Source organism: Micromonospora sp. NPDC023737 (assembly GCF_040639715.1).
Classification (GTDB): Bacteria; Actinomycetota; Actinomycetes; order Mycobacteriales; family Micromonosporaceae; genus Micromonospora.
This window is the reverse complement of the sequence record NZ_JBFAAL010000008.1, coordinates 1-24,110: the sequence shown is the minus strand read 5'-3', so window position 1 is coordinate 24,110 and position 24,110 is coordinate 1. Positions and strand designations below refer to the sequence as shown.

The 24,110-nt window shown below is 69.0% G+C and carries 17 protein-coding genes; 13 read left to right on the top strand and 4 right to left on the bottom strand.

Translation table 11 applies throughout. The features are described 5' to 3' along the window. The first annotated feature begins 109 nt into the window (after positions 1-109). Together AB0F98_RS18565 and AB0F98_RS18560 are read left to right on the top strand one after the other, a co-directional pair. Positions 110-1,240: a HupE/UreJ family protein gene (locus AB0F98_RS18565; protein WP_357736673.1), complete on the top strand. Its 1,131-nt coding sequence runs from the start codon at positions 110-112 to the stop codon at positions 1,238-1,240. 34 nt (positions 1,241-1,274) lie between these two features. Further along, on the top strand, positions 1,275-5,975 hold the full coding sequence (locus tag AB0F98_RS18560) for a PQQ-binding-like beta-propeller repeat protein (protein WP_357736670.1): 4,701 nt from the start codon (positions 1,275-1,277) through the stop codon (positions 5,973-5,975). A gap of 209 nt (positions 5,976-6,184) precedes the next feature. Here the strand turns inward: AB0F98_RS18560 and AB0F98_RS18555 are convergent, their stop codons facing one another. Then, the gene (locus tag AB0F98_RS18555) at positions 6,185-7,015 is read right to left on the bottom strand and encodes an NAD(P)H-binding protein (protein WP_357736667.1); all 831 of its coding nucleotides are present in this window, start codon (positions 7,013-7,015) and stop codon (positions 6,185-6,187) included. 91 nt (positions 7,016-7,106) lie between these two features. On the opposite strand from AB0F98_RS18555, the gene AB0F98_RS18550 reads away from it, so the two are divergent. After that, positions 7,107-7,703 carry a TetR/AcrR family transcriptional regulator gene (locus AB0F98_RS18550; protein WP_357736664.1) on the top strand — a complete coding sequence of 199 codons (597 nt, stop codon included), beginning with the start codon at positions 7,107-7,109 and terminating at the stop codon, positions 7,701-7,703. Between the two features lie 119 nt (positions 7,704-7,822). On the opposite strand, the gene AB0F98_RS18545 is transcribed toward AB0F98_RS18550, so the two are convergent. Then, entirely contained in the window at positions 7,823-8,542 is a 720-nt protein-coding gene (locus tag AB0F98_RS18545) for a hypothetical protein (RefSeq protein WP_357736661.1), read from the bottom strand. A 253-nt stretch (positions 8,543-8,795) separates the two neighbouring features. Between AB0F98_RS18545 and AB0F98_RS18540 the strand changes: the two genes are divergently transcribed. After that, positions 8,796-9,326: a GNAT family N-acetyltransferase gene (locus AB0F98_RS18540; RefSeq protein ID WP_357737197.1), complete on the top strand. Its 531-nt coding sequence runs from the start codon at positions 8,796-8,798 to the stop codon at positions 9,324-9,326. A gap of 409 nt (positions 9,327-9,735) precedes the next feature. Here the strand turns inward: AB0F98_RS18540 and AB0F98_RS18535 are convergent, their stop codons facing one another. Then, positions 9,736-12,396: a glycoside hydrolase family 97 catalytic domain-containing protein gene (locus AB0F98_RS18535; protein WP_357736658.1), complete on the bottom strand. Its 2,661-nt coding sequence runs from the start codon at positions 12,394-12,396 to the stop codon at positions 9,736-9,738. Positions 12,397-12,998: 602 nt separating this feature from the next. Between AB0F98_RS18535 and AB0F98_RS18530 the strand changes: the two genes are divergently transcribed. From AB0F98_RS18530 to AB0F98_RS18490, 9 genes are all read left to right on the top strand, one after another. Beyond that, positions 12,999-13,682, top strand: coding sequence for a GntR family transcriptional regulator (locus tag AB0F98_RS18530; RefSeq protein WP_357736655.1), 684 nt, complete (start codon positions 12,999-13,001; stop codon positions 13,680-13,682). Continuing rightward, positions 13,679-14,647, top strand: coding sequence for a tripartite tricarboxylate transporter substrate binding protein (locus AB0F98_RS18525; RefSeq protein WP_357736652.1), 969 nt, complete (start codon positions 13,679-13,681; stop codon positions 14,645-14,647). Before AB0F98_RS18530 ends, AB0F98_RS18525 begins: the two co-directional genes overlap by 4 nt. Next, complete coding sequence (locus AB0F98_RS18520; RefSeq protein WP_357736649.1) at positions 14,644-15,126, top strand: tripartite tricarboxylate transporter TctB family protein; 483 nt, start codon at positions 14,644-14,646, stop codon at positions 15,124-15,126. The genes AB0F98_RS18525 and AB0F98_RS18520 overlap by 4 nt, the downstream gene beginning before the upstream one ends. Continuing rightward, positions 15,123-16,649, top strand: a complete 1,527-nt coding sequence (locus tag AB0F98_RS18515; protein WP_357736646.1) for a tripartite tricarboxylate transporter permease — start codon at positions 15,123-15,125, stop codon at positions 16,647-16,649. The genes AB0F98_RS18520 and AB0F98_RS18515 overlap by 4 nt, the downstream gene beginning before the upstream one ends. Further along, a complete protein-coding gene (locus tag AB0F98_RS18510) occupies positions 16,646-17,671 on the top strand; it encodes a sialidase family protein (protein WP_357736641.1) in 1,026 nt (341 codons plus the stop codon). The genes AB0F98_RS18515 and AB0F98_RS18510 overlap by 4 nt, the downstream gene beginning before the upstream one ends. Continuing rightward, entirely contained in the window at positions 17,668-18,543 is an 876-nt protein-coding gene (locus tag AB0F98_RS18505) for a dihydrodipicolinate synthase family protein (RefSeq protein ID WP_357736638.1), read from the top strand. Before AB0F98_RS18510 ends, AB0F98_RS18505 begins: the two co-directional genes overlap by 4 nt. Before the next feature lie 612 nt (positions 18,544-19,155). Beyond that, complete coding sequence (locus tag AB0F98_RS18500) at positions 19,156-20,340, top strand: sialidase family protein (RefSeq protein ID WP_357736635.1); 1,185 nt, start codon at positions 19,156-19,158, stop codon at positions 20,338-20,340. A gap of 307 nt (positions 20,341-20,647) precedes the next feature. Continuing rightward, entirely contained in the window at positions 20,648-21,241 is a 594-nt protein-coding gene (gene folE, locus AB0F98_RS18495; protein WP_357736633.1) for a GTP cyclohydrolase I FolE, read from the top strand. Between the two features lie 20 nt (positions 21,242-21,261). Further along, positions 21,262-22,515, top strand: coding sequence for an FAD-dependent oxidoreductase (locus AB0F98_RS18490; RefSeq protein WP_357736630.1), 1,254 nt, complete (start codon positions 21,262-21,264; stop codon positions 22,513-22,515). Between the two features lie 13 nt (positions 22,516-22,528). On the opposite strand, the gene AB0F98_RS18485 is transcribed toward AB0F98_RS18490, so the two are convergent. Then, complete coding sequence (locus tag AB0F98_RS18485) at positions 22,529-23,173, bottom strand: hypothetical protein (RefSeq protein WP_357736626.1); 645 nt, start codon at positions 23,171-23,173, stop codon at positions 22,529-22,531. Positions 23,174-24,110: the final 937 nt, after the last annotated feature.

Sequence of the window (24,110 nt, the reverse complement as noted above, 5' to 3'; positions counted from 1 at the left end):
CGGGTGCAAATGCCCGGATTCGAGGGTGGTGACGCGCAGCGGAAGCCTCGGTGAATTGAGCCGTCTCTTTATTGCCGGGCGCCGAGCGAGCACTGCAAAGTGCTTGCCTGTGCGTCTACTGGCGATCATCGCTGCCCTCGTTGCCCTGCTTGGCGTTGCCACTCCTGCGCAGGCCCACGTCCGCGCGACCTCGGTCGCCGTCGACCTGCGCAGCCAGGGTGACGGGGTCGTGGCCGTCGTCGATGTGGAGTACGACGTCCTGGCCCGACTGCTCAGTCTCGACGGAGTCCTGGGCCCGGACGCGGTCGGCGTGGACGGCGCGGCCGCCGAGGTGCCGACCGAGGTTCGGCGCAGATCGCTGGATGCGCACGCGAGGGCGGTAGCGGCGTATGTCGGCGAGCGGCTGCGGCTGAGCCGCGGCGCGATCGGGTGCAGCGCCGAGGACGACGCCCGCATCGAACTCGCCGACTCCGGTGCAGTGCAGGTCGCGCTCGCCTACGGCTGCGCGGCGTCCGGCGCGCTCACCGTCCGCAGCGACATCTTCCAGGCCTCCGACGGCGTCGTCGACGACACCACCACGATGGTGTCCTACGACATCGACGGCCGCCGCGGTTCGACGTTGCTCGACTCCGCCCGCACCAGCGTCACGGTGGGGCGCACCGACCTGCTCACCGATATTCCGCGGTTCGTCCGGCTCGGGGCGGAGCATCTGCTCTTCGGGCTCGACCACGTGCTGTTCCTGCTGGCGCTGTTGCTGGGCGCGAAGCGGCTACGCGACGTCGTCGAGGTCGCCACGGCGTTCACGGTCGCACACTCGGTGACCCTGGTGCTGGCCGCGATCGGCTGGGTCAGCCTGCCCGGGTGGATCGTCGAGCCGCTCATCGCGCTGTCGATCGCGTTCGTCGCGGTCGACAACCTGCTCTCGCCGAGGACCAGCCACCGGCTGCCCGTCGTCTTCGGTTTCGGGCTGCTGCACGGGCTCGGCTTCGCGGGCGCGCTCAGCGTCGACGGGCCGCTGTCGGCCTCGACGCTGGCCGACCTGGTCTCCTTCAACGTCGGCATCGAACTCGTCCAGTTGGCGATCATCGCGCTCGCCTTCCCGGGACTGCTGTTCCTGCGCAGGGCCATGACCAGGCCGGTCGCCGCTCGCGCTCTCACACTCGGCACCGCCGCGGCGACCGTCTCGGTCGCTGGTGCCGGTCTGGTCTGGTTCGTCGAACGCTCCTCGTTCCTGGCCTGACACCCATCCCCAACCCCCATCCCGAAGGATCCCGATGTCCGCGTTCATCTGGACGCGCGCACGCCTGCGCGTCGTCCTGTACGCCACCACGCTGGCGCTCGCCGCCAGCGTCGTGGCGGGTCCGCTCGCGTCGTACGCGGCGTACGCCATCGACCCGCCGGAGGCCACCGTCAGTGGCGTCGTGTACGTCGACGCGAACGGCGACGGCGTCCGCGACGACGGTGAGGCCGGTCTGGCCGGCGTCCGCGTCTCCGACGGCGTGGTCGCCACCACGACCGCCGCCGACGGCTCCTATTCGCTGACGATCTCCACCGACCGTCGCAAGACGGACATCGTGTGGGCCGGCCAGCCTCGCGGCTACCGGTTCGGCCTGGACGAGTACAAGGAGCCGCGGTTCTGGGCCAACCTCGGTCAGCTCGCCGACGACGCCACGCCGACCGCGGACTTCGCGCTCGTGCGCGACCGCCTCTCCGACGGCGACACCTTCTCCTGGGCCAACATCGCCGACCCGCACGTCAACGCGCAGCTGCCCGACCAGATCCGCGAGATCAACTCCACGGGCACCGACCTGCGCTTCATCGCGGTCAGCGGTGACCTCACCAACAACGCCAGCCAGGGGCAGTTCGACACGTATCGTCGCGGCACCCAGCAGTCGGCCGTCGGCGTGTGGCCGGCCGTCGGCAACCACGAGTACGCGAGCGGGTCGGCGTACGCCGACAAGATCGACAACTATCGTAAGAACGTCGGTCCGGAGTGGTACTCGTTCAACTACGGCAACCGGCACTTCGTGGTGCTCGAGAACAACGGCTCGGCGCCGTTCGACGAGGAACTCGACTGGCTCAAGGACGACCTCGCCGCGAGCGTTCCGGTCGACGACGACCCGAAGAACGACATCGAGGTCGTCGTGCTCACCCACCAGCCGATGAACGTCCCGTTCGGCTCGCCGTCGACGTACGACGCCTTCGGTGACGTGCTCGAGCACTACAAGGCGCAGTTGATCCTGGTCGGCCACGAGCACTCCAACCACGTCGAGAACCACTCGGCGTTCGCCTCGACCGCCAAGCACATCCAGACCGTGTCGAGCTCCTACACGATCGACAACGCGCCCCGCGGCTTCCGCTACATCCACATGGCGGGTCCGGGCTTCGACAACCCGTTCCGGATGTACGGCGAGAACGAACACCTCACCATCGTCAGCCCCGCACCCGGTTCGAAGATGCCGGCCGCGAAGTTCCCGGGCATCCAGATCAACGCCTACGACACCGGCGACGAGGTCGTCTCGGCGCGCTACCGGATTGACGGCGGCAAGAACTGGATGCCGCTGCACCACAGCGGCGAGTTCACCTGGCAGAGCAACCTCCCCAACAGCCTGCAGAAGGTCGGTGAGCACCGCATCGACGTGAAGGTGGTCGACGCGGCGGGCAAGACCTGGACCCGGTCGGCGGAGTTCACCTTCACCGGCGAACCGGCGCTCAAGCCGGTCGCCGGCGGTGACTGGGACCAGCACCACGGCAACGATGCCCACTCCGGTGTCGCACCGGCGCAGGAGGCCGGTCGCCGCCTCGCCTGGAGCTTCCGCACCAACGGCACCTTCCTCACCGGGTCGCCGGTCATCCACGACGGCGTCGTCTACGCGGGCACCCGCGACGAGAACGGCGACGGCAACAGCCGCATCCACGCCGTCGGACTGAAGGACGGTAAGGAGCTGTGGAACTTCGAGGTGCCGCAGTCGATCCACGGCAGCCTCGCCTACGGTGACGGCCTGATCTTCGCGCCGACCCTCGGCTCGGAGCTCTACGCCGTCGACGCGACGACCGGCGAGCTTCGCTGGAAGGCCGTACCCGAGCAGGCACCGGCCCCCAACAACCAGCGCACCTACGGCTACTACTCGCCGGCCGTCTCCGGCCACACCGTGCTCTGGCCCTACCAGACCCGCTTCGGCATCGGCAGCCAGGGCGTCCTCAAGGCGCTCGACACCCGCACCGGACGGCAGATCTGGGCCTCGCCGATGTCCGGCAGCCAGATGAGCGACGGCACCCCCGCCGTCCTGGACGGCACCGTGTTCGTCGGCAACGAGACCGCCGACCGGGTGCTCGCCTACGACCTGGCCACCGGCGCCCGCAAGTGGACCGGCACCGAATCGCTGGGCAGCTGGCAGGACGGCGTACCGACCGCGGCCGAGGGCAAGGTCTTCATCGGCGCCAACAACGGCATCACCGCCCGTGACGCCAAGACCGGAGCGACGCTGTGGACCTACCGCAGTTCCCGCTCCTCGCTCGTCTCGAGCGGCTCGACGCCGAGCGCCGCGGCCGTCAAGAACGGCATCGTCTACATGGGCTTCCCGAGCGGCGCCGTCGTCGCCCTCGACGCCCAGACCGGCAACGTCTTCTGGGAGCGGGTGCTGCCCGGCGACATCTACCACGGTGGCGTCATGTCCAGCCCGGTGGTGGCCGGCGACACGCTCTTCGTCGGCGCCAACAACGGCAGGTTCTACGCCCTGGCCACCGACACCGGTCAGATCCTGTGGAGCCACGAGATCGGTACCTGGGTGGGCGCCGGCCCGGCCGTCAGCGGCAACACCGTCGTGACGGGCGCCTGGGACGGCAACCTCTACGCCTACGTGCCGGGCGGCGAGTCCGCACAGCGCTGGGCCACCGTGACCGGCACGGTCAGCGACCCGCAGACGGGTGCTCCGATCGCCGGCGCGAAGGTCACCGCCGTCGCCGCCGGCCAGGACACCGCGGTGACCAGCAGCGACGCCGACGGCCACTACCGGATCGGCCTGCCCGCGTCGACCTGGACCGTCACGGCGGCCAAGCGGGGTCTGATCGCCGACGACCGCTCGGCGGCCCGCGTCACGGTCAGCAGCACCGGCAACACCACTGCCGACCTGAAGCTGATCAAGGTGACCCACCCGGTCGCCGGCAGGTCGACGTACGCGCCGGACTACGGCAACGGCAGCACGCGCACCGACGTCGTCACGGGTACCGAGTACTACTACCTGGCCAACGACAAGATCCGCGCCTCTGTGACGCCGTACGCCGCCGGCAACAACGGCGTCGGCGGTCTGGGCCAGGGCGCGCTGTCGGACCTCATGCTCAACGATGTCAACGGCGCCGAAACCCTCGACTGGGGTGAGATGCTGCTGCGTCCGAGCCTCACCCCGCCCAACTCGTGGGAACGGCCGAACGACCAGCTCGACCTGCCCGACCTCGAGGTCGACGGCGCCGCCGTGGTCGGCAACGGTCAGTACCGGGCGGACCCGGCCATCAAGGCGCAGGTCCGCTACGAGACCCTGCCCGACGCTCCGATCGTGAAGATGACGGTCAAGCTGACCAACACCGGCACGACGGACTACCAGGGTTACTTCAACTACATGATCGATCCCGACAGCTCGGTCGACAACGGCCGTATCCCCGGGTTCAGCGGCACCAATCCGGGGATGAAGACCTCCGGCTGGACCGGAAACTACGTCTACGTCGGCGCTGACACGGCCACCACGAACGGTCAGGCCGCCCACGGTCTGGCGTGGGCACTGGACACGCCGGCCGCGGTCGGCGCGTACGGCTACGTCGAGGGCCTCTACTACGACGCCACGATGGCGGCCGGCGCCACCAGGCAGTTCAGCTTCTACCACCTGACCGACTACGCGACCGCCGGTGGCGACCCCACCGGCAACATCGCGAAGTGGGCCGACGAGATCGACCTGCACGACACGGCCGTCCCGGACGCCGCTCGCGCGGCCGGCACGATCACCGCGGGCGGCGCTGCCGTCTCCGGTGGCCGGGTCGTCCTCGAACAGGCGGGCACGGTGGTCGCGACCACGAGCAGCGACGCCCAGGGCAGGTACCTCGTCAAGGCCCCGACCGGTCGGTACGACGTCCGCGTGTCCAAGCTGGGTTACCAGAGCACCAGCGGCACGGTCGCCGTGCCGGCCTCGGGCAGCGGCGTCGCCGACGTCGCGCTGAGCAAGGTCACCGTCGAGGCCAGCTACGGCAAGCAGATCGGTGCGGGTCTGGTCGAGGCCGGCTACGGCGACGTCATGCTCGAGAACGACAAACTCTCGATGGCGATCGCCGACGCCTACAACGACGTGCAGCTCTCCGGTGGCACCCGCGGCAAGCCGGTCGACCTCGCCGTCTGCGGCATGGCCGACCAGTTCGACTGGATCAACCTGCCCTACGTCTCGGCGACCCAGCCGACCGGCGACAGCGCGTGGAACATCCGGTCGGTCACGGCGACCGACGTCCAGATCGTCCAAGCGAGCGGCGACAAGGCCGTCGTCCGGGCGTCCGGGCCGGTCATCGGCTTCCCGGGTCTCACGGCGACGACGACGTACACGCTGAAGCCGGGCGACAACTTCGCCACGGTCTCGACGCAGTTGAGCAACTCCGGCTCGGCGCCGGTCAGGGTGTGGACCGGTGACGCGATGGACCACGACGCGGCGGGCCAGGCCAGTGTCATTCCGGGCGCCGGCGTCGTGCCGCCGGGCGCCACGACGGCGTACACCCCGACCAGGCCGTACATCGGCATGACCGGGACCGATCCGCAGGTCTTCGGTCTCGTCTACGGCACGCCGGCCGCCGCCTTCGACGTCTACGCCGCGGGTAACTGGGTGATGAGCCGGTTCAACGTCGACGTGCCGGCGGGTGGCTCGTACACCCTCACCCGCAAGCTGGTCGTCACCCCTGGCACGGACGCGGTGGGCATCCTCGACGGCGTCACCGCGCCGTAACCCCGCGCCTACCCACGCACAGGGCCGGCCCGGACGCCAACCGGGCCGGCCCGTTGCGGCCGGCGGCCCGAAGCGGGCGGGTCGCGTCAGGTGGACGGCCCACCAGACAGTCACGTCTCGACGGGGAGTTTCAACGGGTCTGTCCGCCCTCCTGCCGCCTGGACAGCAGCAGGAGGGCGGCACCGGCCGGACCTGGGACTACCGGCCCGTCAGCGGAAGATCGCGGCGTTGCGTTTGGCCCAGTCGGCGAAGGTGCCGGGGGAGCGGCCCAGGATTCGTTCGACATCGGGGCTGACGGTCTGTTCGTGGACGGTGGGGGCGCCGAGGATGTCGAGCGTGGTGTCGGCCACCGGGGCCGGCATGAACGTGAGCAACTGGGCGCGGGCCACCTGCCGGGTCTGGTCGATGAAGGTGACGGGCTCGCCGATGGCGTCGGCGATGGCGACGGCGCGCTGGCGCGGGGTGGTGAGTTCGGGGCCGGTCAGTTCGTAGATCGTATTCGTGTGGCCGGGCTGGGTGAGCGTGGCGGCGGCCACGGCGGCGATGTCGTCGGGGTCGATGACCGGGAGGCCGACCTCCCCGAAGGGGGCGGCAGCCGTGCGGGTGGCCTTGATGGAGGGCGCCCAGGCGTAGGAGTTGGACGCGAAGCCGCCGGGACGCAGGATGGTCCATCCGATGCCGGATTCCATGACGGCCTGCTCGAAGGCGGCGAAGGCCAGGCCGTGGGACACGGAGTCCGGGCGGGTGGCCACTCCCTGGGAGGAGAGCAGGACTATCTTGCCGGCGTCGGCGAACCGGGCGACGACCTGAGCGGGATCGCCGGTCATCATCAGGTCTCCGCCGACCAGCAGGAAGACCGCGTCCGCGGACGGCAGGCCGGCGGCCGGTTGGGCGAGGTCCGCGGGGACCGTGCGGACGCCGTGCGGGACATCGGAGGCGGTGATGCGGCGGGAGATGGCGGTCACCTCACGCCCCTGCTCGGTGAGGGTGCGGACCAGGGTGCGGCCGACGTTTCCGGTGGCGCCCGTAACGATGATCATTCGGTATCGCTCCAGAGATTGTTAGTTAGTTGGCTGACTCAATCATGAGCGGGAGGACCGTAACACGGGACGGGCACCTATAGTTAGTCAGGTGACTGACTTGAAGGCTTCGGGTCGAGCCCGGACGGCCAGCGACAAACGTCAGCGACTCATGGTGGCCGCCGCCGAGGTCGTGCACCGACAGGGAGTCGAACGCACCACCATCGCCGACATCGCGCGCGCGGCCGACGTCCCCGTGGGCAACGTGTACTACTACTTCAAGACCAAGGACGAGCTCGTCGTCGCCGCCTTGTCGGAGCACACCCGGCAGCTGGAACTGCTCACCGACCGCCTCAACCAGCTCGCCGACCCCCGCGAACGGCTCAAAGGCCTGGTCGAGGCCTGGGTGGGCCAGCGTGACGTCGCCGCCCGCTACGGCTGCCCGACCGGCACCCTCGCCATGGAGCTCGACAAACGCGACGACGGTGAACTGGATGCCGAAGCAGGCAGGGTCATCAGGCTGCTGCTCGACTGGGTGGAGCAACAGTTCCGCGAACTGGGCCTGCCCGAGCCCGACGGCCTGGCCCTGACGCTGGTGGGTGCGTACCAGGGCATGTCACTGCTGGCCAACGCCCTGCGCGAGCCACGAGTCATGGACCGCGAAGGCGCCCGGCTGCTCGCCTGGCTCGACTCACTCGAAGCCGCCTGAGACCGGCACCCCGGCAAGGTTGAGCCCGCTCGGCAAGCGAAGCGCACTGGCCGGCGGGATCAAGTCCGGCGCGGCCGGCACTCATCACCGCCTTGCCGGGGGGCGTACCGCATCGAGGGCTACTCGCCGGCCGGGAACGCGTAGCTCGACGGCGGGTTGGCCTGCTGGGCGGGCGTGCCGTAGACGAGGGCGATCTCGTCGTGTGCGTGCAGCACGATGCCGGCCGGGTTGCCCGAGTACGCCTTGCCGTTGACGTATGCGCGCAGGACCTTGCCGTCGCCGGCGGTGAGCCCACCGACCTGATTCTCCGAGAGCGCCACCTGCCACTCGGTGAAGAACTGGCCGAGGCTGAAGTCCGCCTTGACCGGCGACTCGACGTGCAGCACGCCCGTGGTGTCGTGGGTGTGCAGCGGGCTGATCTGGCCGCTGGCCTCGTCGATGCCGATCTGCGCCGGTACGGTGACCGGTTTACCGTCGACGATCACGTCGAGGTGGGCGTGGATGTGCTCGATGGTCCCTTCCGTGCCGAGCATCGGCAGTCCGGCCGCCTCTACCCGGTTCGTGGCGTCATCCGGCGTCGGCCACGGCGGTTGGTCGGTACGGCCCTCGGCGGTCGCAGCCGGGGTGGCCGGAATGTTCGCAGCGCCCGAGTATCCATGCGCCGGCTGGTTCAGCGCGACGGCCAGGCCGACCGCGACCAGGAGGACAGCTACCAGTCCGCCGCCGATGCCCCAGAACAGCCGGTGCTGTCGGCGTTCGCGTCGCCGGGCGCGTTCGACCGCTTCCCGGGCGGCTGCCGCGGAAGCGCTTCGGCTCTTGCTCTGACTCGGCATGGTCATGATCTCCCAAGCAGGCTGCTCGTCCCTGAGACGCGCGTGCGGTGTTCGCCCCTGCTGACGGGTGCCGCCAGGCGGGACCGTCCTACGATGCGTCGCCTGGTTAAGAAGTCGCCGAGAGTTGGCTGAGCGTTCGATGACAGCCCCCTGCGCGGTCGAGGTCGCGCTCCTCGACGACGCCGTCGCTGACGTACCCCCTGGGAGCTTCGGCGCGGCCCGGCCAGGAACGGCACCGGCCGCCTGGGACGATGGCCGGGTGAAGATCAGCCGACTCATCACCCTGCAGGATGCCCCGGCCCTGGCCGAGTTGTTCCGCGTCAACCGTGAGTTCCTCGCACCCTGGGAGCCGATCCGGAGCGAGGACTACTTCACGGCAGACGGCCAACACGCCGTCGTCCAGGCCGACCTCCAGCAGCACGAGCAGGGATCGAAACTGCCCCACGTCATCCTCGACGACTCCGGCAGCGTGATCGGCCGCATCACCCTCAACGGCATCGTGCGTGGCCCGTTCCAGTCGTGCTCCATGGGCTACTGGGTCAGCGCAAGCCACAACGGTCGAGGGGTCGCGACCAAGGCGGTACACGAGATCGTGCGGGTGGCCTTCGAGGAGCTGGGGCTGCATCGGGTGCAGGCGGAGACCCTGCTGAACAACGTCCGATCGCAGCGGGTGCTGGAACGCAGCGGGTTCGTGCGGTACGGGATGGCGCCGGAGTACCTCAACATCGCCGGCCGGTGGCAGGACCACGTCATGTACCAGTTGGTGAAGGCCCCCTCAGCGGCCGGCTGAACGCCGTCCCGCCGCATGCCTGACGATCCCGTCTCGGGGCGGTCAGTGGGGAAGCTCCGGCCCAGGCGCGCTCACCTGATCGAGTATCTTTCGAAACCGAATCTCCCGCTGCGCACAACAGGATAATTTCGCGACATGGGCATCACCGGGGGGATCGCGTGCGTTTTTCTGACTGTCATCATCGTGGCGCTCATAGTGTATTTGCTGGTGCGGTTCGGGTTCGTCTCGAAGCGGAAGTCGCCGCCACCGGAGGACGACATAACGCCCTAGCTCCGTGCGATCATCGCCGGCGCCGGCGACATGACAGCGGCCCGGGCGACGCGTGAATCCGTGGTGCGAAGGGTCGGGGGCGGCGTGGTGACCGGCCCCCGCCCCTCCGCGGGGCCGTGGCGGCCCCGCTGGAGACCACTTACGCGCAGGTCACCCGCGCGTCACCCCAATCGGCGTGGTCGAAGTTCTTACCGTCCCCACCATCGGTGACCCTCAGGGTCACCGTGCGCACCCCGCTGACGTCGACTCCGAGCGTGCGCGCGCCGTCGGCGCTCCGGATGATCCCGGTGTCGGCGAGTGGCCGACCGTCACCGACGACTTCGAACGCGACCGAGCCGGACTGGGTGACCTCGTCGTCGATGCCGACGTCGGCCTGCAGTTGGGTGCAGACGCCACCCAACCACACAGTGATCTCGCTGGGCGCGTGGGTGCCGATGCCCTTGGCGTACGTCCTGCCGCCGATGGAGATGGCGCCGCCGTCGCCGGCGTTCATCTCGCCGTTGGAACCGTCGCGCTCGACCGGACCCCACCCGTTGCTCTCGCTCAGGAACGGCAGGTCACTGACGTACGCCGTTCCGGTCGGGTTCGGCGGCGGTACGAAGACGCGCACCGCCTCCTCGACATGCACCGGGCGCCGCTGCGGGTCGTCGGCGACGCGGTAGGTGGCGACGACCGGTACGTCGACGTACCCGGGGGCGGCCTCGGCGGCGGCGGTGACCGTCCACGCACCGCTGATCGACTCACCGGCGCGCAGGTGCTTGTCGGACACCGTCTCGCCGGTGACACGCCAGCCTGCGGGCGGGGTCACCCGCAGTTGGACGTCGCTGATCGGGCCGCCGGTGGGCAGGGTGAAGGTGCCCCGTACGTCGATGGTGCCGCCCGGTCCGGTCTGCGCCTGGTCGGGTGTCACCACGAGATCCGTCCGCGGTACCCGCCGCACCGGCTGGTCACAGGTCGACCTTCCCTTGGTGTATTCGCAGATCACCGAGACGAATCCACCGTTGGTGGCCACCGGCACCGTCAGCGAGTCGTGCGCGTCGGCGATGCGGGCCTCCCGGACCAGGCCGTCCGGGCCGTCGCGGAGGGTCTCCACGAGCCATCGCCCCTTGCCGAGGAACGTCAGCGGCGTCTGGAACGTCTTCGCCGGGACGGCCGAGATCCCACCGAGGTACCACCGCTGACCCGACCGTCGGGCGAGGTAGACCTCCTGCCCCGGGCGTCCGCCGAGCAGCCGCGTCTCGTCCCACGTCGTAGGGAGCTGGTTCAGGGTCCGCAGCGCCTCGGGATGCGAGTCGTAGTTCTCGGGCTTGTCCGCGGCGTGCTGCCAGCCCGACTCGTAGACCAGGAACGTCGCCACCTCGTGCGCGTCCGTGGTGTCGCGGTCGGAGACGACGAACGCGACAGGGGTGTAGTCCATGCCGCCGACGACGTTGCGGGTGAACGGGAACATCGTGTTCGTCGCGGCCCGGGTACGGAACTGCTCCGCGCCGCGAATCGCCTCGAGCGTCATGACGTGTGGCCAGGTCCGTTGAATTCCGCGAGGAATGGTCGCGCCGTGGAAGTTGACCATGAGTCGCAGCTCGGCGGTCTTGCGGAGAATGTCGTCGTACCACTTGAAGCGCGCCTGGGAATCCGAGTCCATGAAGTCGACCTTCACCCCGGCGACGCCCCACGACTTCACGAGCGACAGCGTGTCGTCCCGCTCCTGCGCGGTGTCCAGAGCCGTCCAGTGGAACCAGAGCAGCACCTCGACACCCCGGGCGCGCGCGTAGCGCACCACGTCCGGCACCCAGCTGCGATCCCAGCCTTCGTCGATCAGGATGTAGGACCATCCGTTGCGGGCGGCGAAGTCGACGTACTGCTTCTGGCGTGCGGGGTCCCGGGGGCTGTCGTGCTCGGACAGCCATGACCAGGCGACCGTGCCCGGGCGGATCCACGAGGTGTCGGCCAGCTTCGACGCCGGTGCCAGGTCGTCGACGAGCGTCGAGGTGGTCACCGTGGCCAGGTCGCCCACGATCGCGGTACGCCAGGGAGTGGCCAACGGGCCGGGCGAGGTGACCTCCGCGTCGGCGAGCTTGACCGCGTAGGAACTCGATCCCGTCTGGTGAGTGAGGCGGCCACCCGAGTATCGGCCGTCCACATCCGATTCGGTGAGCAGGACGTAGGTGTCGTCCACTTCGAACAGAGCCGGGAAGCCGAATTCACCTGCCGCGGCGGCGCCGGCGGTCGTCTCGACCCGGGTCGCCTCGTAGTTGGGCGTGTACGGCAGCAACCACGCGGGTGCGCCGGTCGGCAGGGTGTATGAGGAGGCCTCCCGCTTGACGGTGACGCCTGCGGCGTCGGGCAGGACGTACCGGAAGGCCACACCGTCGTCCGAGACGCGGACCACGAGATCCATCCGCGCGCCGCTCGCGCCGGCGAACGACAGCGTCGACTCCGCCGACCTGGCGTGCCGGACGCGCTGCTTTCCAGTGGTCATGACGTAGTTCTCCACCACGACCCGGTCTTCACGGCGGATGAAGCTCAGACCCTTGGTCAGGTCGGCGGCCGTGGTCTCGATGCCGACCGCCGAGGGGGCCAGCACGCTCCTGCCCTGGTGATCGACGGCGAGCGACAACGCACCGTCGGAGTCGAGCGTCACGGAAGCCGACACCGGCGCTGCCGGCGACGGCCCACGGACCGTCCACGCGCCGGAGGTGGAAGCCGTGGCAGGGGTGGTCGCCACCGCCGCGGCGGCGACGGCGAGCATCAGTACGACGCAGCGCGCGAGAAACCGGTGCCGCGAGCTGTGCACACGCATCGATCGTCCCTTCTGCAGGTGGGTTTGATCAGCGGATGCCGAACCAGCAGGCACGTGCCAGGGCGACGCGGCGGTTGATTGACGGCCGGGGGAGTTCGTGCGCCGCCAGTTGCGAGTTCCATCCTGACCGCGGTCGCGTTGCCTACGCCGGCAAGAGCCGGCCGTGAGGGCCGGCGTGGGGGAGTCGACCTCCCTCCTGCCTGTACGCGAATCCAACAGAATCGAACAGGGGTGACGATCGCGAAAGCCTATGTCTGGCTCTCGCGACCCGGAGCCTAAGGGACGAAGTCCGCCTGGAGCAACCGCTACGTCGCCGCGTCGTAGCGCTGAGTTGAGGCACGATGCAGGCGCACGGCCGGGTAAATGACCGCACTATCGGCCAAAGTAGACGATCGCCCGTGGTGCGTTCGAAGATGTCGTCCAATGTGCGGCTGAGAGTGTTTGGGCCCCGACGATCTCGCCCGTGCCGATCTGAAGAGGCTTGTGGGCGGTCGCGACTCCGCCTGTCCGAGTGCGGGTGAAGGTCGGGGAGACTTCGCCTCGTCAACCGTTGACCGTCGATGAAACCAAGTGTTAACTGTTAACAGTTTTCGGGAGGTCAAGTGCTGAACGTCAGCCCCATCAGAGTAGAGTCCCTCGGGGAAAGGCTCGCCAGCGAGCTGCGTCGCCGCATCATCATGGGCGAACTCGCCGCGGGCACACGCCTGGTCGAGGAGGAGCTGGCTGAGTCTTTCCGGGTCAGCCGGGGCCCGGTCAGGGACGCCATCAAAATCCTGCGCGCGGAGGGACTCGTCGCCGGCACCGGCCGGAACGTCGTCACCCGCTCGCTCACCGCAGCTGACATCGACGAGCTGATGGCCCTCCGAGAGTCCTTCGAGCTGCTGGCGGTCGAACGTGCCATCGCCGCCAGGCGAGATGACCTCTCCCGCGAACTGGAAGCAGCACTCGCCGACATGGATGCGGCCGTCACCGACCGCAGCTCGACGGACTTCACGGCAGCCGACATCCGTTTCCACAGCGCCTTCTTCGACGCCGCCGGTCTGACCCGGCTCGGCGTCCTGTGGAACCAGTTCCGTCCCACCATCGAGGGCCTGCTGTACGCCTCCGGCAAACGCATGGACGACCTCGCAACGTCGGCGCGGGAGCACCGCGACCTCGCCGGGCTGATCGCCGCGGGCGAGGTCGCCGAAGTCAAGGTCGAGCTGCACCGTCACCTGCAGACGACCTGTTCGCGATTGCAGTCCGCGGTACCCCCACCACCCCTGCAGAAAGAGAACGACTTATGAGATCAAGAAGGGTCGCGATAGCCGCCCTGGCCGTCGCCACAAGTCTCGCAGTGACCGCGTGCGCCAACCGGGGCGGCGGGGGAGAGGCGTCCTCCGCGAACTACCCGTCGAAGGATTTGACCCTGGTCGTCCATGCCGGAGCGGGAGGGGGATCGGACCTGACCGCCCGGACGCTCGCCAAGGAGATGGAGTCCGACCTCGGAAAGTCGATCGTGGTGGAGAACCGTACGGGCGGCGGGGGCCGTGTCGGCCTCACCTACCTCAAGGAGCGGCCGGCGGACGGCTACAACATCGGATTCATCCCCGTCGAGGTGGCGATGCTCGGGCACCAGGGCGCCGACATCAAGCCCGACCAGTACACCATCCTCGGTCAGGTCATGAACGCGCCCGCGACTCTCTCGGTCCCGGCAGAGAGCCCCTACAAGACGCTCGCGGAGTTCATCGCCGCGGCCAAGGCCGCTCCCGGGACCATCACCGTCTCGAACTCAGGTGCCGGTGCGATCTGGGAGGCGGCGACCCTCGCCCTCGGGGAGTCGGCCGGGGTCACCTTCAAGCCCGTCCCGTACGACGGTGGAGCACCCGCCGTCGCGGCCGGCGTGTCCGGTGAGGTCAAGGCTGTCATGGCAGGCGTGAGCGAGTCCGGCGCGGCAGCAAAGGACGGCCGGCTGCGGATCCTCGCCGTGATGGCACCTGAGCGGGTCTCCTCGCTGCCTGACGTTCCGACCGCGAAGGAACTCGGCATCGACCTCGTCATCGGTGGTTGGGGCCTGATGGGCGCCCCCGCCAACCTGCCGTCCGAGGTCAAGCAGCGACTCGCCGACGCCGTGCACAAGGCGGCGTCCTCGGCGACCTTCACCGACGTCATGAGCAAGGCGGGCAACACCCCGATGGCCACCTCACCGGAGGACGCCGCCGCCTTCGCCCAGTCGGAGTTCCAGCGCTTCGGCGAGATCTACCAGAAATGACCGCGTCTCACCCGACCCCCGAGGGTGAGCTCAGTGCTGCCTCGCCGTGGCGCGAGGCAGCACTGGGCTGCGTCTTCCTGGCGCTGGGCGTCGCCATCCTCGTGCTCGCCCACGCGATCGAGCTGCCTGACCGTGCCCTCGCCGTCAGTCCCCGCATCTGGCCGGAGACGTTGGGCGCCGGGATCGTCGTGCTGTCCGTCCTGCACATCGTCATCGCGTTCCTCTCCCCGCCCAAGCGCGACGACGCGGAGCCGGCCACCCGGGTCGGCGTGTTGCGGGTGGCCGGCTTCGTCCTGGCCGCCCTCGCCTTCGGCCTGCTCTGGTACTACATCCACTTCCTGGTGTCCGGGATGGTCTTCGTGGCCGCCCTCACGTGGATCGCGGGCGGCCGCGGCATCAAAGACCTGATCCTTTTCCCCGCCGGCATCACGGTGGTGCTCTACGCCCTGTTCGCGCTCCTCCTGAGAGTTCCGGTATGAACGCTCTCCTCGACGGCTTCGGCGCTCTATTCACTGTTCAGATCGCACTGTGCATCCTCGTCGGCGCCGCCATCGGCATGCTCGTCGGTGCCTTCCCAGGCATCAGCGCCACCATGGCGGTCGCCCTGGCCAGCGCCTTCACCCTGACCATGGATCCGCTGCCCGGACTGGCGGTTCTCCTGACCATCCTGGTCGCCGCGCAGTTCGGCGATCGCATCCCGGCGATCCTCATCAACACCCCCGGCACACCCGCCTCCATCGCGACCACTTTCGACGGTTACGCGCTCGCCCGTCAGGGAAAAGCCGGCCTCGCGCTCACCGCGTCGGCGTACGCCTCGGCGATCGGCGGCCTGGTGGGCATCGCGGTCCTGATGGTCGCGGCCGTTCCGCTCAGCAACCTGGCGCTCGAGTTCGGTTCGCCGGAGATGTTCGCCCTCGTGGTTTTCGGGCTGACCATGATGATCGAGGTATCGGGTGGCAAGATCGTCATGGGCCTCATCGCGGGTCTGTTCGGTCTCGCCCTCGGCACCATCGGCCGTGACCCCCTCGACGGCTCCGACCGCTTCACCTTCGGCATCCCGCAACTCGTCGAGGGCGTCCCGTTCATCGCGGTCATCATCGGGCTGTTCGGCATCACCGAGGTGTTCACCCAGATGGTCGAGCGCGGGCACGCCCAGCAGGAGGCGGTGCGCAGCTTCGGCCGCTGGTGGCCGAACAAGGCCGAAAACCGGGCCATGATCAAGCCCGTCGCCGTGGGGTCGGCCGTCGGCACCGTCGTCGGTATCCTGCCGGCGGCGGGCGGAGACATCGGTGGCATCGTCGCCTGGGACCAGGCGCGGCGGGTCTCCAAGGAGCCCGAACTCTTCGGCAAGGGTTCACTGGAGGGGTTGACCGCGGCGGACTCTTCGTCGAATGCCGGCGTGGGAGGGTCCGTTCTGACCACGCTCGCCCTCGGCGTGCCGGGGGACTCCGTGATGGCCGTCATGCTCGGCTCGATGATCATCTGGGGTATCCAGCCCGGTCCCAGCCTCTTCTCGCAGCACCCGGATCTGGTGTACTCGATCTCGGGCATCCTGCTCTTCGCGACCCTGCTGACCCTCGGCCTCAGCCTCCTTCGGATGCGGGGAGTCGCCAAGCTGCTCGAGCTACCCACTCGCTTCCTGTGGGTGGTCATCGTGACCTTCTGCATCGTCGGGACGTACGCGGTCAACAACAGCGTCTTCGACGTCGGCCTCATGCTCCTCTTCGGCGTAATCGGCCTGCTGTTGCGCAGGTTCGGTGTGCCCGCCGGACCGATCGTGCTCGGCCTCATCCTCGGACCTCTGGCCGAGCGCAACTTCCGTCGCTCCATGGAGCTCGGCGGGCTCGAGACGATCTACACCAGCCCGATCGCCGTCGTCCTCCTCGTCGCCGCGGTCCTGGCGATCGCCGTGCCTCGCATCCGCTCCCGGATGAAGGCAAGGAAACGGCCATCCCCACCGGGCACGCCGGAACCGCGAAAGCCGGCCGGGGTCGGCAGTTGATCGAAAAGCACTTCGTCGTGCGGGACGTGCCCGGCCAGTGCCACGGCAGCACGCTCTGCGAAACAACTGGCTCCTTCGTCGCCGCCTGGTTTCAGGGCGACCACGAAGGAGCACCCAACTCGCAGATCTGGCTCACCACCCGAGCCGGCGCAGACTGGACCCCACCCAGGGTGGTCAGCGGCGACCTCGCGCCGTGCTGGAACCCGGTCCTGCACCGACAGGAATCCGGAGCGCTGCGCCTGTTCTTCAAGGTGGGCAAGACCATCTCGGCGTGGCGGACGTACCACACCACCTCCATGGACGGCGGCGAGACCTGGTCGGTACCACACCCACTCCCACCCGACACGCCGGGCGGACGAGGACCGGTACGCACACCACCTCTTCGCCTGCCGTCCGGCCAGCTACTCGCCGGCGCCTCCACCGAGACGTGGGGAGCGACGCCCCGGTGGGACTCCTTCGTCGACATCAGCGACGACGACGGCTGGTCCTGGCGCCGCACCGACAACATCCTCATCGACCATGGCACCTTCCCCGGCGCGGGGATCATCCAACCCGCACTGTGGCAGGCCGCCACGGGGCAGGTGCGCCTCCTCGCTCGGAGCACAGCCGGCCGGCTCGTCTTCTCCTGCAGCGACGACGACGGTGAGACCTGGTCCGCCGGAGTGATGAGCAACGTTCCCAACAACAACTCCGGCATCAGCATCTGCACCCGCGGCGACACGGTGTACCTGGCCCACAATCCCACCAGTGGCGACTGGGCATCGCGTGCGCCGCTGCTGATCTCGGCCTCGACCGACGACGGTGCCACCTGGGAGCCCTGGACAAGCCTCGAGGAATCGCGGGACCGCGCCGGCGAGGAAACCTACCGGTCGGCCGACTCCGGCGTCACCACCACCGGCGCCAACGAATTCTCCTATCCCTGCCTCGTCCGGACCCGCGACGGGCTCGCCGTCACCTACACCTGGCAGCGCCGCAGGATCGCGTTCGCTCTTCTCGCCCCTTCAGACCGGAGCAATTCATGACCAGCTACCCCGACGCCAACCTGATCAGCGCCGTGCCGACCCTTTTCGACCAGGCCGGTGCGCTCGACATCGGCGCGACCAAGGCGGCCTACGCACAACTGGCCGAGGTGCCCCTCGACGGCATCTTCGTCGCCGGAACGACGGGCGAGTTCACGACTCTCACCGATGACGAGCGCCTGGCCGTCTGCACCGCCGCCAGTGACGCCTTCGGCCCTGACCGGACATACTGGCACGTCGGCGCAGCGTCCCGGTACCAGGCGGCCGCCCTCACCCAGGCCGCCGTGGACCGCGGTGCCCGCCGCCTCGCGGCACTCACACCGCACTACTACGCCGCCACCGAGTCGGCCCTGCTGTCGTATTACGAGACCCTGGTCGGGCGGGCCACCGGCGTGCCCATCTACGGGTATCTCTTCGAAGCGCGGACCACCACGTCGGTGACGCCCACCCTGCTCGCCCGGCTCGTCGACACAGGCCTCGCCGGAGTGAAGATCAGCGGTGCGGGTAGCGCCGCCGTCGGTCGGTACCTCGCCGCGCTCGACCGGACGATCCCGGTCTACTCCGGTGCTGACGCGGAGTTCGCCGAGGTGGTCGACCTCGGAGCGGCGGGCGTGGTTTCCGGCGTCAGCTCTGCGCTGCCGGCACCCTTCCTCGAGGTACGCGACGCCCTGCGCGCCGGGGACTCGGCGGCGCTGGCGGTCGCCCGGGAGCGAGCGCGCCGCGCTGTCGCAGTTACCGGTCAGGGCAACCTCGCCCACCTGAAGGCGGTCCTCGAACTGCGCGGTATCCCCGCGAGCGGGCTGCGTGCCCCACTCGACCCGATCTCCCCGCAGGATCGACGCACCCTTGAATCCGACGTCGCCGACCTTCTCTGATCGGTCCGCTCTCTTTCGATAGGTCACCCCGTAACTGACTGCGGCATGGGCAGCACCGGCCTGCTTCCCCCTCGGCGGCGTGACCCTCAGCGCGGTCTTCTTGGTCATGGACGGCGCGCCGCGCGTGAGTCCTCGGCGCCGGCACTGTGGTCGAGCCTGCCGGTCAGGAGACCCGCCGCCGATGGTGCCTGAGCGGTCACCGTGCGCGCTCGACACTGGGTGGCGCGCGGCCGGCTGGTGACCCCGCCCCAGGCCAGTACGCCATTGACATCGAGTTGAGTCGCTGGCAACCTACTGTTAACAGTAGACGGTTAACGGATGTGCATCCATGCGCCGTGTAGGGCGAGCGTCCACACGGGCCGGTGGGCAGTCGGCGGAACCTGCCCGCACCGATGGCGACCTGCCCTCGATGTCCGTGGCGCGAGACCGGCTTTCGACCGGTGGCCGGTCTCAACTGCAGGGGCGATCAGACGCGGAACCTGATCATGCGAATGGGGGCGTATTGCACCCGAGGCGGCGCAGCGCGCAGGCACGGATACGGGCACGGGCACCACCTGGCCGACCATGCGTCGCCCACCGCCCGTGCCACCGAACAGAACCGAAGGGGAGATCGTGATCGCACACCTGACCACGCTGCGCCGAGTGCTGGTTCCCGGCCTCGCCGCCGTGCTGGCGCTGCCGGCCGCCGCAGTGGCCCGCGCCGCGGAACCACCCGGACACAGCGATGCCTTTCGCGCCTACGCCTGCCGTCAGGACATCCACCCGCAAGATCCGGACTATCCCGGCGTCCACGTCGCGTCCATCGAGAAGGCACCCAACGGTGACCTCCTCTACGCCTTCTACGCCGGCACCCAGGAAAAGGCCGACGACGTGGCCACCTACATGAGTCGACTCCCGGTCGGCTCCAAAACCTGGACCGAACCTAGGGTGATCTTCGACGAACCCGACAAGCCGGACGGCAACGCCGTGCTGTGGGCCGACGACAGCACCACCTACCTGTTCTTCTCCACGATCCGTGGGGACGGCTGGACGGAAGCCGACCTCCGCCTCATCCGCTCGACGGACAACGGCCGCACGTGGAGCGCGCCGGAGCAGATCCGCGAGGAATGGGGCTGGCTCTTCGGCACTCAACCGTTCCGCATGTCCAACGGAGAGGTGCTCGTCCCGATCTACAGCGAGACGCGATGGGCGTCCGGCTGGTATATCCCGAGCGACAACTACTCCACCTGGGTGCCGCACCCGTCCGACAACGACGCGGACTGGCCCACCTCGCCGAATGGTGCGATCCAGCCAGCCACCGTCGAACTCGAACCTGGCCACCTGTTGGCCTACCTCCGCACCCGAGACCAGGCCATCTACAAGACCGAGTCGTTCGACTACGGCCGCACCTGGACCACCGCGGAGTCGACGGGACTGCCGAACAACAACGCCCGGCTGGCCCTGATCAAGCTCGCCGACGGCAACCTCGTGCTGGCGCACAACCCGATCACCTCGGGTAGGAACATCCTGCGGCTCTCCCTCTCCACCGACCAGGGCAAGACCTGGACGAGCCACGTCGACGTCGAGTCCGAGCCCGGTGCCGAGTTCTCGTATCCCTACCTGCTGCAGACCGGCGACGGCATGATCCACTTGGCCTACACGCACCGACGTGAGTCCATGCGGCACATCGTCTTCAACGAGGAGTTCGTGCGAGCCGGCACCGACCTCCCCTCGGACCCGCAGCCCGTCCCCGTCGAGCTCCGGCACGGGAAATTGACCCAGCCCTCCGCCTGCCACTACGTGAACACTCCACGCTGACCGCCGCGAGTACGGACGCCACGACGACACGATCGTGGCGTCCGTACTCCGCTTGCAGGAAGAGGCAGGAACTGACGCGCTCGCGATGCGCGGCCGGCACGCGGGCACGTACGGACTGTCGGTCATGGTCCCGCGCGACCTGCCCGGGACAGTCGGCACCTCCGTGAGCGCGGAATCCTAATTTAACCAGCGTCCGCTATTGAAATTCCTCGCCGGAGAGCACAGGATGACGGATACCGGCGACGGCCCTCGCCGAAGACGAGGGCCGCGCCGCGGAACCTGCACACCGACCCCGGGAGCCGCGGACGTGACCATCGCACCCGCCCCACGCCGCGTGAACCAGCAACCAGCACGCGACCTCGTCGCCGCCGAACAGGCCGCCGCCCAATTCCTCGCTGCGCTCGGCATCGACCTGGACTCCGAGAGCCTGCGCGCGACACCACGGCGGATGGCCTCGGCGTACGCCGAACTGCTCACCGCGCGCCCGTTCGACCTGACCACCTTTCCCAACGACGAGGGATACGACGAACTCGTGCTGGCCAGATCCATCCCGATCCGGTCAGTGTGCGAACACCACCTGCTCCCATTCATCGGTGTCGCCCACGTCGGCTACCTGCCGGGCGACCGGATCCTCGGACTGTCGAAGCTCGCCCGCGTCGTGGAGCTGTTCGCTCACCGCCCGCAGGTGCAGGAACGACTGACCAAGCAGGTAGCGGAGTGGTTGGCCCTCGAACTCGCGCCCAAGGGCGTCGGCGTCGTCATCGAGGCGGAGCACATGTGCATGACGTTGCGCGGCGTACGCGCGGCGGGTGCCACCACGGTGACCTCCACCCTGCTCGGTACTCTGCGTGACGACGCCCGCTCCAGGGCCGAGTTCTTCTCCCTCACCGGAGCCCAGTGATCCCCGAATCGGAGAGCGGCATGGACAACAGCCTCACCTTCGTCATCGTCGGCGCCGGCCTCGCCGGCGCCAAAGCCGCCCAAACGCTGCGCGAAGAGGGCTTCGACGGCCGCGTGATCCTCCTCGGTGAGGAGCCCGAACGCCCCTACGAGCGGCCGCCACTGTCCAAGGGCCTGCTTCTGGGGAGCACCCCACGCAGCGACGTGTACGTGCACGACGCCGGCTGGTACGACGCGAACAACGTCGAGCTGCGTACCGGGACCCGGGTCGCCGCCATCGATCGCATCGCCCGCCACGTCGTCCTCGACGGCGGCGAGCGGATCGGGTACGACAAGCTGCTGCTGACCACCGGCTCGACGCCCCGCCGCCTGGGTGTCCCCGGTGCCGATCTGGACGGGGTGTTGTACCTGCGCACGTTGGCGCAGTCCGACCGGATAGCCGAAGCCCTCACCGACAAGTCCCAGCTCGTGGTGATCGGTGCGGGCTGGATCGGTCTGGAGATCGCCGCTGCCGCCCGCAAACGCGGCGCCACCGTGACCGTGATCGACGTCGCCGAACTGCCGTTGCAGCGAGTTCTCGGCGACGAGGTCGCCCGGGTCTTCGCCGACCTGCACCAGAGCCACGGCGTCACCTTCCGCCTCGGCGCCGGGGTTCGACAGCTGCACGGTTCCGGACGGGTGTCGTCGGTCCTCCTGACCGACGGCACCGAACTGCCCGCCGACACCGTCGTCGTCGGTGTGGGTATCCAGCCCGACACGCAGCTGGCCGAGGCCGCGGGACTGAAGGTCGACAACGGCGTCGTCACCGACGCCCGGCTGCTCACCTCCGACCCGCACATCTACGCCGCAGGCGACGTGGCCAACGCCTACCACCCGCTGCTGAGCCGGCACATCCGTGTGGAGCACTGGGCGAACGCGCTCAACGGCGGCCCGGCCGCCGCCCGCTCCATGCTGGGCCAGCAGGTCGAGTACGCCCGGTTGCCGTACTTCTTCTCCGACCAGTACGACCTGGGGATGGAGTACTCGGGCTGGGCGGCCCCGGACGGTTACGACCAGGTGGTGTTCCGCGGCGACCCATCCGTGGCGGACGGGAAGGCGCCGGAATTCCTGGCGTTCTGGGTCTCCGAAGGCAGGGTTCTGGCCGGAATGAACGCGAACGTGTGGGACGTCACCGACCACATCCAGGCGCTGGTGCGCGCCGGACACGGCGGCACCGCCGTCGACCTGGCCAAGCTCGCCGACCCGCAGGTGCCACTCGGCGATCTCCTCGGCTAGGCACCGCGACGGGTCAGGCCGGACGTACCTGCACGCAGCAAGCCCCCGGAGTGGGGACCAGCCGCGCGTGGAGTTCCGTCCGGCCGAGCCCGTCCAGCAGACCCGCGATGAACGCGTGGTTCAGGCCGCACACCAGTTCGGTCTGCTGAACAGCGAGCTGATGGAACGGGCAGTTCCGCAGCCGGATCAGCTCGTCGTCGTCGACCGGCTCGAAGCCGAGTTCGTCCAGAAGCGCCGCCACGGTGCCGCGCCCCGCGGCCTGACGACCGATGGTGACGCCCCGTTGCTCTGCGAGGCGGAGGGCCGCCGACCTCGCGTCGGTCGGATCTTCGGCGACCGCCTGAGCGAGGATCTCGCCGATCAGGTCGTAGCGGCGCTCCGGGATGGTCAACGAGATGCATCCCGGCGCCGCCTCGTACACCTTCGGCGTCCTGCCCCGGCCGCGTGGCTGGTCAGCCGGCGCCTCGTACCGGGCCTGCAGCAGCCTGGCCGCGACCAGCTTGTCGAGGTGGAACGCCGCCAGGCTGCGTGAGATGCCCTGTGCGTCGGCGGCCTCGTCCCGCGTCACCGGGTGGTCCTGGCTGCGGACGTAGTCGTACAGCGCCCGTCGGACCTGGTCGACCAGCGCCGTCACCGCCTGCCAGGAGGCCGCTGCCACGCCAGAAAGTTTATCACCAGCGGATCTTGTAGAAATTGCCCGATGCGGGCGTGGCACGCGGCGCGGCCGTGCCGCCGGCTCCCGGCTGCCGCTGGACGGACCCGCGGGGCGGCCGGGGAGTCAGAGGTACGGCCGTCCCGGCTGCCGCCGCACGGACCGGCGGGGCGGCCGTGCCTCCGGCTTCCGTAGGACATCGGGCCTGCCAGCAGTGCGCCGAAGTTGGTAGGGACCCATTCCTGCTGGGTGGATGGGGTGACGGCGTCCTTGCCGTGCCAGCCGACGAGCCGGCGTCACACGGGGCCGCGCCGGCCACCCTCACAACGTGGTCGCTGGCGGAGGTCGAGCGGGTGCTCCCTGCCGTTCGGCGGCGGCGACAGCAGGCGCGAGTTGACCCACGAGCCCGGATTTGACGATCAACCCCGCGGTCACGTAACTTTCTCTCTGCCAGCGCGGAACGGACGAAACGGGGCGAAAGTCCTGGAGGCCGGAGCGTGGCGGAGGCTTTCGGGTCGGAGGGGTTGTCTTCTCTGGCTCGGGATCTGGGCGGTGCCCCGGGTTCGCTGTGAGGCGGATTTGGTGAGGCGGAACCGGCCGGGTATGGTCGACGGTCGGCAGGGTGCCGGGCGAGCTTGCGGGTGACCGTGGCGGCCGGTCTGTTGATTCCTGTGATGAAGGCGGCGGAAGCCGGTGGATTCGGGGTGCCCGTGTTAAGGGTGGAAGCGTGTCAAACCGGGAAACACTGGTTTGACAGGGCGGAAATCGGCGGGTAACGTAGTAAAAGTGCCCGGCGCGGGAGCGGCGGGACCGGAGCGAAATGCCCCGGATGATGGGCCCTTTTGGTGGGGGTTTGTCGGATGGTGTGTGGTTGTTCTTTGAGAACTCAACAGGGTGCTTGATAAGCCAGTGCCAAATTGATTTATTACCCCGGACTGGTTGG

Bases quoted from the DNA above. Each gene is read 5' to 3' on its own strand.
- AB0F98_RS18545 (WP_357736661.1), bottom strand. From the start codon at position 8,542: ATGACCATGCCGAGTCAGAGCAAGAGCCGAAGCGCTTCCGCGGCAGCC.
- AB0F98_RS18515 (WP_357736646.1), top strand. From the start codon at position 15,123: ATGAACGCTCTCCTCGACGGCTTCGGCGCTCTATTCACTGTTCAGATC.
- AB0F98_RS18490 (WP_357736630.1), top strand. From the start codon at position 21,262: ATGGACAACAGCCTCACCTTCGTCATCGTCGGCGCCGGCCTCGCCGGC.
- AB0F98_RS18560 (WP_357736670.1), top strand. From the start codon at position 1,275: ATGTCCGCGTTCATCTGGACGCGCGCACGCCTGCGCGTCGTCCTGTAC.
- AB0F98_RS18525 (WP_357736652.1), top strand. From the start codon at position 13,679: ATGAGATCAAGAAGGGTCGCGATAGCCGCCCTGGCCGTCGCCACAAGT.
- AB0F98_RS18520 (WP_357736649.1), top strand. From the start codon at position 14,644: ATGACCGCGTCTCACCCGACCCCCGAGGGTGAGCTCAGTGCTGCCTCG.
- AB0F98_RS18505 (WP_357736638.1), top strand. From the start codon at position 17,668: ATGACCAGCTACCCCGACGCCAACCTGATCAGCGCCGTGCCGACCCTT.
- AB0F98_RS18535 (WP_357736658.1), bottom strand. From the start codon at position 12,396: ATGCGTGTGCACAGCTCGCGGCACCGGTTTCTCGCGCGCTGCGTCGTA.
- AB0F98_RS18555 (WP_357736667.1), bottom strand. From the start codon at position 7,015: ATGATCATCGTTACGGGCGCCACCGGAAACGTCGGCCGCACCCTGGTC.